Genomic DNA, 13,285 nt, shown 5'->3' on the forward strand with positions numbered 1-13,285 from the left:
TATTCGTCATCACATATGGAACGCTATTCGCCGGCATGAATAAGCCCGGCCGCACCGCTTGAGGACGGTCCGACCGGGCGGGGTCAGCGAGGGTTTCGACCTGAAGGCGTTTCGCTCACGCCATGGCGGGAAAACAGTAACGGCTGGCCGTCACCCAGCATGAGTGCTGCAGTAAGCGAGACGCCGTCGCCGCTAAGCGTCTCGTCGAAGCTGGCGCCGCCGTCCTGGCTGTTAACCAGCAGGCCGTCAAGACCTGCCACCAGTACGTGCGTGCCCTCTGCCTGTATGGCGGTAATCGAGCTACGACTGTTCAGAGGTATGCGCTGCCACGCACTTGCGTCCGGCGTGCCGCGCAACAAGGTACCGCGTTGCCCGCCTACCAGCAGACGGCCATCCGGCAGCACGGCACCACTCCACAGCGAGCCCTGGTAGCCGGTGTCCAGGTAACGCCAGGTCTTGCCCCGGTCATCCGAGCGCAGCAACTTGCCATGCTCGGCGGTGGCATAGACTGCCCCCTGCCCATCGCCGAACAGGCTCAACAGGTTCAGGTCGGCGCGACTGGCACCAGGCTGCGGTTGCAAGGTGCGTTCGGTCCAGGTTACCCCGCCGTCGTCGGTTGTCAGTATCAACGACCACAGCCCTACCGCCACGCCCTGCTGGCGATCGAAGAAGTGCACGGCGAACAGCGGGCGGTCGACATCGCTGTCGATGCGCTGCACCGCCCAGGTTTCTCCGCCATCACTACTGGCCAGGATCGCGCCCCAGTGGCCAACGGCCCAGCCGTTGCTGGTATCGACGAAGCTGACACTGGTCAACGTGCTCGACAAGGGTACGCCGTGGGCCTGCCGGTAGCTGCGCCCATGGTCGTCGGAAAGCAGCACGATGCCATGGTCACCGACGGCCACCACCCGCTCCCCCGCTTTGCCCGCACCCAGCATCATGGCCTGCGGGGCATTGCTGGCAGGTGCCACCGGTACCGCTTTCAGCCCCGCGGCCCAGGGCGCGACCATTGGCATGGCCGCTAGCAAGGCGATGCCCACGACCCGTTTCAGGTAATGCATGTCATTCTCCTCAATGGGTCAGCGCGCCGACCATGCGCACCGGGCGCTTGCGTGGGAACACCCGCTCCAGCCAGACAGCGAACGCTGGCAGCACCGTCATGGCCATGACCATGTTGACCATGAACATGAAGGCCAGCAGCTTCCCCATGTCAGCCTGGAACTTGAGCTCGGAAAACGACCAGGTAGCCACGCCGACCGCTAGCGTGAGCGCAGTGAAGATGGTCGCGATCCCGACTTCGCGCAGGGCGCAGGCCACCGCGGTGGCGATGGGTTGGCCATGGGCCTGGTGCAGCTGGATGCGGTTGTAGATGTAGAACGCGTAGTCGACACCGATGCCCACCGCAAGGACCATCACCGGCAGGGTGGCGATGGTCAGGCCGATCTGCAGCTCCTTCATGAACCAGTAACCGATGAAGGTGCCGAGGGTCAGCGGCAAACAGCACACCAGCACCGCCCTGAGGTCGCGGTAGACGATCAACACCAACAAGGCGATCGCGGCATAGACATAGAGCAGCATCGGCGTCTCACTCTTCTCGACCTCCTCGTTGATCGCCGCGATCACCCCGGCGTTGCCTGACGCCAGGCGCACGGCGATGCCGTCCTGTGGGTAGGCCGTGCGGAAAGTCTTCACTGCATCGATCACGCGGGAGATGGTGGTGGCCTTGTGGTCAGCCAGGTACAGGTGCACCGCGGTCATGCTGCAATCGGTGCGCATCAGGCCAGGCAAGCGCCCCACCTCGGCGGCCAGAGACGAATAGTTCATCGGGTCGATGGGCACCGCGCTCATCTTCGGGTTGCCCTCGTTGTAGCCCTCGTTGAACTGGCGCATCGCTGATGAGAACGACGCCACCGAGAGCACTCCGGGCACCCCTTCCATGGTCCAGACGAAGCGGTCCTGATATTGCCCCAGCGCGGTATCCTCGCAAGCATTGGCGCTGCCATCCGGCCCTGACCGGACCTCGAAGACCACGCTCAGCCAATCGAGGCCGATGTCATAATTGCTGGCTATGGCCACTGCATCGCGATTGAAGCGTGAATCCTCCCGCAGCTCCGGTGCCCCAGCCTGAAGCGAGCCGACCACACGGTCGTGGCTTTGCCATACAGCCATGACGAATACGGCCACGGCAACCACTAGCACCCAGCGGGCGTTGCGCCAGTCCGCCAGCCTCGCCAGGCCCTCCAGCCAGCGCGACCGCCGTTGGCGCGACACTTCCTCGGCAGCGGCATAGCGTGCATCGACCTTCAGCATCGAAGCCACCAACGGCAGCATCACCAGGTTGGTGACGATTTTGTAGGCGACGCCGAGAGAGGCCGTGATCGCCAGTTCGCGGACCATGGGGATCGGGATCAGCAGCAGGGTGACGAAGGACACCAAAGCGGTAACCAACGCCAAGGTGCCGGGTATCAGCAGCCCGCGGAAGCTGGAGCGGGCAGCCTGCGCGACTGGCTTGCCATCGGCGATTTCGCGGACGATGTAGTTGATCTGCTGGACACCGTGGGAAACACCAATGGCGAAGACCAGGAACGGCACCAGCACCGCCAGCGGATCGAGGCCATAGCCCAACAGGCGCAAGCTACCGAATTGCCAGACCAGCGAGGTCAACGAGCAACCCAGCGCGAGCAGCGTGAAGCGCACTGAGTGGCAGTACCAGTACACCGCCGCCGCCGTCAGTAGCAAGGCCAGCAAGCAGAACTCCAGCACCGCTGCCGCGCCATCGGCGATATCACCAATCTGCTTGGCGAAACCGATCAGCTGGATCTCGAAGTCGGCATCCTCGAACGGCTGTCGTAATTGCTGCTCCAGCACACGGTTGTAGGCCACATAGTCCAGGCGCTGCCCATTGACATCGTATTCGTTGAGCTCGGCAGTGATCATCGCACTGGTCTGGTCCCTGGAAACCAGGGTACCGATATACCCGCCCTGAGCGGTGGAGTCAGCGATGCGCCCGATGATGGTGGCATCCAGCCGCTCGGGGGTCACAGTTCCCGGCACCAACGGATCGGCACGAAAGCCCTCCTCCGTGATTTCGTTGACGAAGGCGTTCGGCGTCCAGAGGGAGCGCACACTGCTGCGCGAAACGCTGGGCAGGAACGTGACTGCCTGAGTAACATCAGCCAACCGCCGCAAGCCCGCTTCGCTCCATATGCTGCCGTTGCGTGCCTTGACCACGATGGTCAAACGGTTCGCGCCAAGCAGGTCGCCGCGGTATTGCTTGAATGTCTCGACGTACTCATGGCCAATCGGCAACTGCTTCTCGAACCCGGCGTCCATGCGCAGTTGCACGGCGAACCAGGCCATACCCAGGGTGAACAGCGCGAGTATCGCCAGCACCCAGCCGCGGTGCCCGAACAACCAGGCCTCGGTGCACGCCAACGGGCCGCGCGATTGTGTTTCCTTGATCTGAATAGACATGTTCACAGCAGGCCTCACAGGGTGCGCGAAACGACGACACCTACGTAATCGCGATCACGGAACAACTGGTCATAGGGGGTGTCGCCGCCCATGAACTTGGCGTAGTTGAACGACACCTGCCAACTGGCCGGGTTACGCACGAAGTTGAGGTAAAGGTTCATGCTGCTGGCGTCTTCGGTGAATGTCGCCGAGAGGTTGGGAGTCCGCCCCCCGAGGGAACGCGAATAGAAGATCCCTGGCGTCACCTGCCAGCCTGGAACCAAGGTGCCGTCGTAGGTGAGGCTGAAGTCCAGGTTGATCCCGGATGAGGTCTTGTCACCGCGAGCCTTCGGCGCCATCGCAGGGTCCAGCTGCCAGGTATTGCCACCGGCGGCGATGATTTCGCCGTCATAGCTGCGGTGCAGCCCCGGGTATTTGATGACCACCAACTCGGTCAGCAACGTGCCTGTGCTGGCGCCGGTGAAATCGAGCAGCGTGGGCGAGTTGGACGGCGTCATGCTGTAAAGCCCGGTGAGGTGCCACTGGAACTTCTTCTCGTCCTTCCAGCACTTGCCGCCATTGTTGCTGCACAAATCCAGCACCGGGTTGAGCGGCACTGCGTCCTTGGGCCGGTAGGACAGCTCGGTACCCACCGCCCAATCGCCGATCGGCATGTTCGCGCTGATGCCGTAGAGCATGCGGTCTTCCGGATACTCCCACTTCTGCGCCACGGCGAAGGTGTCCGGGTCCAGCAGACGCATCGTCAGCGATGGCAGCTTGTCGTGGTAGCGCAATACGTACAAGCCGACGTTCAGGTCGCTGTCCTGGGGCTGCCAGCGTAGCGAAAGGCCCCATTGCCCGCTGTCGCGGGCGTCCTTGTCATCGAACCCGTAGGTCTTCATCCCGCTGCCTAGCGCTGAGGTGTAGGACCAGTAGCTGCCAACCGGTGGCACCTCGCTCTTGTTCCAGGCGAACTGGTAATAGGCCTCGATGTTGACCCCGCTACCGAGGCCCGATGCCAGGCTCAGCATCGGTGCCGGGAGCACCGCTTCCTTCAATTGCACGCCAGGGCGCGACAGCGCCTGGATGTCGTAGGCGTTGGTGTTGTTGATACCGCCGAGCACGAACAGGCTCTCGCCCCAGTTGATCACCTGGTTACCCAGGCGGGCGCGAACCCGCTGCTCACCGACATCGAAGCCCTTGCTCACCCAAAGGTCGAGCAGGCGCGCCTTGAATTCCAGGTCATCGCGGGCGGCACTGGTCAGCCCGTCCTTGCCGACGCCATCAGGGGTGTAGAACGACAAAGCGCCGCTGGTATCGGTGGCTGCAAAATCCCGGATCCAACTGCCGCGTGCCATGAAAGTAAAGTCTTCCGGCATCTTCAGCAGCAGTTCATGGGTGCCTTTGAGGTAATGGGTAAACAAGTCACCCTTGTCGTAGTTGAGGTCGCCCTGGTCGCCGATACCGGAGGTCTGTGCCAGGCACCCGCTGGGCGGATGATGCCCGCTGGTGCCCTGGTTGATCAGGTTGCAACCCTGGGACTCGGTGCGGATACCCATACCGTAGGAAATCGTCGAATCGAACGAGCCCCTGATGGTCTCGGTCTCGAAAGTGAACCCCATTGCCAGGGGAGTCATGCACGCAATAGCAAGGCCTGAAGCTTTTGTGATTGTTGTTTTCATGTCGGCGCTCGAAGTGGGGAAGTTCAACGTTCGCTGATGGCACGCAGGTTGTCCGAGGTGTAGAAGTCACGCTTCAGACGTGGGTTGCCGGCATCCTCGGTGAGCCAGCGATGGTCTTTCTTGCCGACGCCGATGGAGGTCATGTCATAGAGGTAGCGACCGTCGACCAGGTTGTACTGGACCTGGGCTTCCATATCGCAGGTGCCGGTCTCGTAGACGGGGATGGGGTAGCCCTCGCGGACTTTCCAGATCTGCCCCTGCTTGTCGTAGTCGACCGCCACCAGGCCGTTCCAGCTGTCCTCGTCGATATAGAACATACGCTTGGGCGCCTGGTGGCGCATGCCTTGGCGTACGGTCGCCTCGACCACCCAGACCCGGTGCAGCTCATAGCGGCGATACTGCGGCGCAAAGGCGTTCTGCTGCGCGACATCCTCGATACGGGCGGAGGCGTCATAAGCACCGAACGAGTTGTAAGGCACCAGAAGCTCCTGCTTGCCGACCAGCTTCCAGTCGAAGCGGTCCATAGGGCCGAAGAAGATGTTCGACTCGTCGATGGTGTACTGGTTATCCAGGCCGATCTGCGGCGAGTCATAGGAATAGGACGGCATGCGACGCACCCGGCGCTGGCCGGGGAAGTAGTAGAAGGTGCTCGCCTGCTCGCCGGCCTTGGTCGTGACCACCCCGGCCTGGCCAGCCAGTGCAGCCGGCTCGTTGTAGGAGAAGTAGGTGGCAACCTCGAGCCGGTCGAACGAGGAGAACAGCGCACTGCCCTTCTGCCCCCACGGCGTGTACATGAACCAGTCGGTCGAGGTCTGCAACCAGCTCCCGCCACCGGGACGCGGTGAAATGCCGGACACCGTCTTGGCCATGTCGAAGCCTACGCCGCGGTAGCGCATCTTCATGTTCCACATGACTTCGGCGCCCGTGGTCGGCATGGGGAATGGAATACCGGGAACATGAGCGTCCTGCAACGCAACCCCGTTGGCGTCGAGCGTGGCGAAGCCGACATTCTTGCGCGTATTGTCGACGACGAAGTCCGGTGCACCACAGGTGCGTCGGGTCGGGTAGACATCCATGCGGTAATCGGGAATTTTCTTGAACAGCTCCAGCTGCCCGGGAGAAAGCTGCTTGGCGTACTGCGCGACGTTGGCCGCGGTGATGCTATAGAGCGGCTTGTCGTCCTTGAACTTCCAGGATTGCCCACGCACCTGCCCATAACTCCAGCCTGTATCCTGCTTGCCAGGCGTCGCCCAGGCAGGAATTACGCCATCGGCGCTGGCGGCAACCTCAGCGCCCAAGGGGGTCAGTTTTGTTCCCAATTGCGAAGCATCGTTCTGCGCAGCCTGCACTGCGCCGCAAGCGGCCAGCGCCGCAAGCGCCAGGGCCAATGACCGCCCTCTGCAACCAATGGAAGGTCCAACATCAAGGCGCTGAATCACATCTTTCATGCGAAGTTCCTCACGAGCTCTTGGCGACCGTTCGGCGTGCCTCGTTCGAGGCAGCACTGACGGCTGGGTTTGTTTCGAAAGCATGGTCAGATGACGACCACGCAAGGTAAAAAGCAATTTACTTGCCAATATTTTTTTACTTTTGTTTTCAATTACTTATATTTTTTATAACAACTGATATGTGCTACCTGGCGACTCAGATGCCCTCCTCTGCAGCACGCAGGACGGCGATATGTGCAATTACGGAACACTTGTTACTTTAAATCAATGGGAGAGGACTCCGCCCGCTGCCCCAGGGTGAGTCCGAGCCGGGGCAGGCAGGCGTTATCGAGGAAAGAAGAAAGGCGGATGCCCGCAATGGACGCTGAAGTACGTAGGCAGGCTGTGGTCAAGGCAATGTTGAATGAAGCTGTTGCCCTAATGGCGAAAGACATCGCCGATGCCGGCAACGGGATGAATGTGAGAGGTAATGCCTGGGCTTGCATTGGCGCGCACAGTCGACAGGTAAACACTGCCTGCACCCAGCACAACGAACACAATGACGATAAGCATTCGAGTCATGACGATCTCCGTAATCGGCGCTTCGCCGCAGCAGAGTTTGTTTTTGTTGGTGCGTCCTCTCCGAGTCTGACGGTCAGCTTGCTCGAGTGCTTCACATATCGCGCCACTAAACAGGCTTTTCATGACAGCCTGGAAAGCCATGTTCCAGGGTGCAGGACAGCTGTTACGATGACTCATCACTACCCCGGGCACTGCATGCGCACTGCCAGACCAGAACCTTCGATATGACTTCTTTCGTCCTCGACATCGCCCTGCTCGGTTTCGACGAGTTTTCGACCCGCCAGGGCCTGGATGCCCGCACACTGCTTGAAGAGGCAGGCGTGATGGAAGGCCAGACCGACCTGCCGCTGAGCGGCGAGCGCTTTGCCGCCCTCCTGGAGCTGGCGTCGCGCAAGTCCGGCAATGCGCTGTTCGGCCTGCAGCTTGGCTTGCAGCAAGGGCTTTCAGCGCTGGGCACGCTGCACTATGTGATAAGCAGCGCTCATACGGTCGGCGATGCGTTGCAGGCTTTCATCCGCTATTTCCCTACCCACAGCAACGGCGCAGAGCTAAGACTTGAGCAACGGGGTAACCAGGCCTGGCTGCTCTATGATGTGATAGACGCAAACGTGTCAGTTACCCGGCAGACCGTCGAGCTTGCCATGGCGCTCGGCACCAAGATCATGGAGAGCCTCCTGGGGCGGGCCTGGAAACCCCAGGAGCTTCTGCTTCGCCACGCTGCCGGCGCCCGTCTGAACACATACCGAGCCTTGCTGGACATTACTCCGCGCTTCGACAGTGCGGTCAATGCCTGGGTATTCGATCACGCCCTGCTGACCCATGCGCTCGGTGAGCGTGATGCTGGCCTGCAGGTGTTGATGAAAAACCATTATGACGAGCTTGCGTACCTCACCCTGCGCGAGCTACCCGCCCACGTACAACGGCTAATGCGGCACGGCCTTTGCGATGGGCAAGCCAGCGTTGAACACATAGCCGGGCAGCTTGCGCTCAGCCCGCGGACTCTGCAGCGTTACCTGCAAGCCGAGGGCACCCACTTCCAGGCATTGCTGGACGACACTCGGCAGGCCATGGCCAAGCGTTATCTCTGTGATTCCACCGTGAACCTGACACAGCTTTCCGCGCTGCTTGGCTATACCAGCCTGGGCGCATTTTCCCGCGCGTTTACACGCTGGAACGGCATCAGCCCGCAGAAATGGCGGCAACATCATCGCACAGGGCAACTGGCTGCACCGGAAACCCACGAGGTGTCGCCGCCATGAAAGCGGTATCCGCCGCGGCCAGCGAGCGTAGCACGACCACTGGCTCGTTCATCCGTGCGCTGGCGCTCAGCAAATTTACCGAATTCGCCAGCAATGAAGGGCTCAGGCCAACGGCAATGCTCCGGCTGGTGGCTTTGCCTGTGGACGTGGAACAATTCCCCCAGCAGATACTTGCCTACCAACGCTACTGCGGGTTGCTGGATCTGTGCGCACAACATGCCGAGCAGCCGCTGTTCGGTTTGCGGTTCGGGATGCACCAAGGGCTAGCAGTATTCGGTGACATGCTATATCTGGTCGGCAGCACCCGATCGGTAGGCGAAGCACTGCTGGAGCTCAAGGACAACTATGCAGTCTTCAATGGTGCGGTCAGCATGCAGCTCATACCTGCACGCGATCAGGTCTGCCTTGAGTTTTCAACGCCTCGGCAGTACGGCCCCGGGCAGTTCCAGGCCGCAGAGCTGATGTGTGCCGTGGCCCTGAAACTGTTGCGTGCGATGATCGGTGACGAATGGCAACCTGATCATGTGGCCTTTACCCACGCGCCACTTGGCAACGAGCTGGACTACAGGAGCATCCTTGGCTCACCTCCGATGTTTTCCTCGGCGTTTACAGGCCTGGTCTTTCCACGGGATGTCCTGTCGTTGCCACTGAACGCCAAGGACACAACATTGCACCAGCTGCTGGAAACGCACATAGGCCGGATGGAGCGGTTGTCCAGCGCGGCACTCCCTGGATCCATCAAGCAACTGCTTCGCCACCTGCTTCCCAGCGGCCGTGCAACAGTGGACAAAGCCGCCAGCTGGATGGTCGTGAATCCACGGTCGTTGCAACGCCAACTCTTCGCCGAGGGCACGTCATTCCAGCAGCTTCTGGACGAAGTGCGCCAGGAATCAGCCCAGCACTACCTGCAGGATCCTGCCATCAGCATGAGCAGGCTGGCGAAGCTTCTGGGATATGCAGACTCGAGCGGCTTCAGCCGCGCCTTTCATCGCTGGTTTGGCCTCACCCCGCTCCAATGGCAACGAAGAACCGGGCTGACCAGGCAACCCCGCTTGCTGCGAGGGCGAAAAAACTACAACGGCCCTGCCGAGTGAAGACGGCCTGGCAACATTGTTGCCAGGCGCATGGCTCAAAACTGCGAACTGTCCAGCAGATACAGCGATTCACTCCCGGCTTTCACCGAGGCTATCAATGAATGGATCCGAGGTAGCAGACGGGCGAAGTAGAAGCGCGCGGTACCCAGCTTGCTGGCGTAGAAGTCGTCTTGACCTGCTTTGGGCAGCGCCGCATTAGCCATTCGCGCCCACATATAGGCGTAGACGGTGTATCCGAAGACATGCAGATACTCGACCGAGGCAGCACCCACTTCGTTGGGATCGCCCTTGGCGCGGTCCAGGATCCAGGCCGTCAATTCCTCAAGATTGAGGACCGCAGCTTTCAATGGTGCGGTAAATTCGGCCAGTGTTGCTGGCGCCGAATGGATGAAACCCAGCACCTCGTCGATCAAGGTTTTCGCGGAGGCGCCACCCGTTCCCAGGACCTTGCGGCCGAGCAGATCCAGCGCCTGAATGCCATTGGTACCCTCATAGATCTGGGTGATACGGCAGTCACGCACCAATTGTTCCTGGCCCCATTCGCGAATATAACCATGCCCGCCAAACACCTGTTGCCCGTGTAACGTGGCTTCCAACCCCATATCGGTCAGGAACGCCTTGGCGACTGGCGTCAGCAATGCGACAAGTTCTTCTGCGCGCTTGCGCACCTCGGCGTCTTCGCTGTACCTGGACGTGTCCAGTTGCATGGCGACATAGCTGGAGAATGCACGCCCGCCTTCGTTCAAGGCTTTCATGGTTAGCAGCATGCGACGTACATCGGCGTGGACGATAATCGGATCGGCAATCTGCTGCCCATCGGCAGGTCCACTCGATGCCCGTCCCTGGACGCGGTCACGGGCATAGCTGATCGCACTCTGATAAGAACGCTCGCCGGTAGCCAACCCTTGCACGCCCACTCCCAGCCGTTCGTAGTTCATCATGGTGAACATCGCAGCCAGGCCTTTGTTCGGCTCGCCGACCAACCACCCCACGGCACCATCGAAGTTCATCACACAGGTCGCTGACGCCTTTATGCCCATCTTGTGTTCAAGGGATCCGCAGCTCAGGCTGTTCTTCTCGGCCAATGTGCCGTCGTCATTGCTCAACACCTTGGGTACCAGGAACAGCGAGATACCCTTGGGACCGGCAGGGGCGTCAGGCAGCCGAGCCAATACCAGGTGCACGATATTTTCGGTCAGGTCGTGCTCACCGCCGGTGATGAAGATCTTGGTGCCGCTTATAGCGTAGCTGCCATCCGCTTGCGGCTCGGCACGAGTACGGATGATGCCCAGGTCAGTCCCGGCATGCGGTTCGGTCAGGCACATGGTGCCTGTCCACTCACCGCTGTACATCCTCGATAGATACTGGCCCTTTAGCGTTTCGCTCGCATGCGCATTGATTGCCATACAGGCGCCAGCGGTGAGCATGGGGTACAGACCAAATGACAGGTTGGCCGCATTGACGATTTCATCGACCAGTGTCGAGAGCATCTTCGGCATCCCCATCCCGCCATGGCTGGCATCGCCGGCAACCCCGCCCCATCCGCCCTCGGAAAAAGCCTTGTAGGCCTCCACAAACCCTTGAGGTGTCGTTACCCGCCCGTCTTGCCACTGACAACCTTGCTCATCACCGGGACGATTCAGCGGTGCCAGTACCTCGGCTGCGAGCTTGCCTGCCTCGTTCAGGATCGCATCGGCTGTTTCCGAGTCGATAAAGTCGTGCAGAGCAGGAAACTGACCCCAAAGTTTACTGGCCTCGAATACTTCATTGAGGATGAATTGCATATCCCGCAGGGGGGCTTGGTAATCAGACATGGCATTTCTCGAAAATGAGTTGGGTGATGCGCATCCCGGGAGCGAAGTGCACACAGGGCAAGCGGATTACTGCTATTGCTGGAACGGGCGCAAATTAAAACAACCAACGTTATGCTAATTCGTGAAATTGCTCGTTGGCAATGCCCTTTCGGCTGTGCTGTGGCTGCCCCCCATTGGTATGCCGGCTTACCGCACTGGCGAGTAGAAACCCGCTGACGCTTGGCTGAGAACGGCAATGCGTGCCCAGATTCAGGTTCGCATCACCCAGAAAATCGATAACAAGAAAGCCGCAAGGTGCTCGAACACCTTGAGCGTACATTCATGAATTGCACATTTTCTGGCGCGATCTGTTAAGTCTCTGATGCTCGGAGTCTTTAGACTTCCAATCACCAACAACAAAAACCGGCAACCAGACAATCGCTGGACTCGGAGAGATTCATGCGCCGAATTGCGTTCATCGGCACGGTCACGCTTTTGCTCACAGGCACGTTGTATGCGGCAGAGCAAATCGTGCAGACCAGCCCCCTTTACCCTTGGCCTGTCTACCTGATGTCCAGCTTCGCGGACATCCTCAAGCCCCTGCGCGATGCATTGGCAATCTAATGCTGATTTGCCCACATCCTTCATCCGACAAGCACGATTTCCAATCGTCGAAGCCCAGTACTTTGAGTTCGGTAATGCATTGGCGCATGAACCCTGCTCGCATCCAAGCCCCTTCAACGCAATACGCCCCCGCGTCCTATCGAGGAATACAGCATGCACTTTGAACACAGCCCTAAAGTTCGAGACCTTCTCGGGCGGCTTGAGCATTTCATGGAAGATCACGTATACCCGGCCGAGCACGAGTACTACGACTTCATCGAGCACTCCGACAACCGTTGGGTGATTCCTCCGGTGATGCAGCAACTCAAGGCGCGTGCGCGGAGCGAAGGCCTGTGGAACCTGTTTCTGGCGAAGTTCGACGACTACGGCTCGGGCCTGACCAACCTGGAATATGCGCCGCTGGCCGAGGTCATGGGCCGCTCGTTCATCGGCCCGGAAGTGTTCAACTGCAATGCGCCGGATACTGGCAACATGGAACTGCTGGCACGCTATGGCAGCGAAGCGCAGAAACAACAGTGGCTGCTGCCGCTGCTCAACGGTGAAATCCGCTCAGCGTTCGCCATGACGGAACCCGCGGTCGCTTCCTCCGATGCCACCAATATCGAATGCCGCATCGAACGGGACGGTGACGACTACGTGATCAACGGGCACAAATGGTGGACCACCGGCGCACCTGATCCGCGTTGCGCGTTCCTGATCGTGATGGGCAAGACCGATCCCGCTGCCCCACCTCATCACCAGCAGACGCAGGTGATCGTGCCGATGGATACCCCCGGCCTCAAGCTACTTCGCCCCCTGCGCGTGTTCGGTGACGATGATGCCCCGCACGGGCATGCCGAGATCCTGTTCGAGAATGTGCGCGTTCCGGTTGGCAACCGGATCGGCGACGAAGGGCAAGGTTTCGAAATTGCGCAGAGCCGGCTGGGTCCAGGCCGGATTCATCATTGCATGCGCCTGATCGGATCCGCTCAACGTGCATTGGAATTGATGTGCGCCCGAGTCGAGCACCGGGTAGCGTTCGGCAGGAAGCTCTCCGAGCAAGGTTCGATACGCGAAGACATCGCGCGCTCGCTGTGCGAAATCGAGCAGGCACGCCTGTTGACCTTGAAGGCTGCCGACAAGATGGACCGCACCAGCTACAAGGACGCGCGGGACCTTATCGCGATGATCAAGATCGTTGCCCCGACCATGGCGCAGCAGGTCATTGACCGCGCCATCCAGGCCCACGGTGCGCTGGGCCTGTGTCAGGACAGCTTCCTGCCGCGCGCCTTTGCCAATGCTCGGGCCATTCGCCTGGCCGATGGCCCCGATCAGGTGCACATGGCCTCCTTGGGCAAAGCGGTGATCAAACGCTACACAGCTTGAGGAACG

The 13,285-nt window shown here is 60.3% G+C and carries 10 protein-coding genes; 4 read left to right on the top strand and 6 right to left on the bottom strand.

Features of this window, described 5'->3' with window-relative positions; genetic code table 11:
* Positions 1-83: 83 nt before the first annotated feature.
* From ABNP31_RS13075 to ABNP31_RS13095, 5 genes are all read right to left on the bottom strand, one after another.
* Positions 84-1,061 carry a WD40/YVTN/BNR-like repeat-containing protein gene (locus tag ABNP31_RS13075; protein WP_217190413.1) on the bottom strand — a complete coding sequence of 326 codons (978 nt, stop codon included), beginning with the start codon at positions 1,059-1,061 and terminating at the stop codon, positions 84-86.
* A gap of 10 nt (positions 1,062-1,071) precedes the next feature.
* On the bottom strand, positions 1,072-3,474 hold the full coding sequence (locus ABNP31_RS13080; RefSeq protein WP_238066315.1) for an efflux RND transporter permease subunit: 2,403 nt from the start codon (positions 3,472-3,474) through the stop codon (positions 1,072-1,074).
* Between the two features lie 14 nt (positions 3,475-3,488).
* Entirely contained in the window at positions 3,489-5,075 is a 1,587-nt protein-coding gene (locus ABNP31_RS13085) for a DUF1302 domain-containing protein (protein ID WP_238066316.1), read from the bottom strand.
* Between the two features lie 83 nt (positions 5,076-5,158).
* Positions 5,159-6,583, bottom strand: a complete 1,425-nt coding sequence (locus ABNP31_RS13090) for a DUF1329 domain-containing protein (RefSeq protein WP_238066317.1) — start codon at positions 6,581-6,583, stop codon at positions 5,159-5,161.
* A 417-nt stretch (positions 6,584-7,000) separates the two neighbouring features.
* Positions 7,001-7,267 (bottom strand): hypothetical protein, encoded by a 267-nt coding sequence (locus ABNP31_RS13095; protein WP_350013390.1) that lies wholly within the window; start codon positions 7,265-7,267, stop codon positions 7,001-7,003.
* 26 nt (positions 7,268-7,293) lie between these two features.
* Between ABNP31_RS13095 and ABNP31_RS13100 the strand changes: the two genes are divergently transcribed.
* Positions 7,294-8,403, top strand: coding sequence for an AraC family transcriptional regulator (locus ABNP31_RS13100; RefSeq protein WP_350013391.1), 1,110 nt, complete (start codon positions 7,294-7,296; stop codon positions 8,401-8,403).
* Complete coding sequence (locus ABNP31_RS13105) at positions 8,400-9,497, top strand: AraC family transcriptional regulator (RefSeq protein WP_238066320.1); 1,098 nt, start codon at positions 8,400-8,402, stop codon at positions 9,495-9,497. Before ABNP31_RS13100 ends, ABNP31_RS13105 begins: the two co-directional genes overlap by 4 nt.
* 35 nt (positions 9,498-9,532) lie before the next feature.
* Here ABNP31_RS13105 and ABNP31_RS13110 read toward each other — a convergent pair whose 3' ends face one another.
* Positions 9,533-11,311, bottom strand: a complete 1,779-nt coding sequence (locus ABNP31_RS13110) for an acyl-CoA dehydrogenase C-terminal domain-containing protein (RefSeq protein WP_238066321.1) — start codon at positions 11,309-11,311, stop codon at positions 9,533-9,535.
* Positions 11,312-11,749: 438 nt separating this feature from the next.
* Between ABNP31_RS13110 and ABNP31_RS13115 the strand changes: the two genes are divergently transcribed.
* Positions 11,750-11,914, top strand: coding sequence for a hypothetical protein (locus tag ABNP31_RS13115; protein ID WP_190288806.1), 165 nt, complete (start codon positions 11,750-11,752; stop codon positions 11,912-11,914).
* A 153-nt stretch (positions 11,915-12,067) separates the two neighbouring features.
* The gene (locus ABNP31_RS13120; RefSeq protein WP_238066322.1) at positions 12,068-13,279 is read left to right on the top strand and encodes an acyl-CoA dehydrogenase family protein; all 1,212 of its coding nucleotides are present in this window, start codon (positions 12,068-12,070) and stop codon (positions 13,277-13,279) included.
* The last annotated feature ends 6 nt before the right edge of the window (positions 13,280-13,285 follow it).

Origin of the sequence: Pseudomonas asiatica (assembly GCF_040214835.1) — a bacterium.
Taxonomy (GTDB): domain Bacteria; phylum Pseudomonadota; class Gammaproteobacteria; order Pseudomonadales; family Pseudomonadaceae; genus Aquipseudomonas; species Aquipseudomonas putida_Z.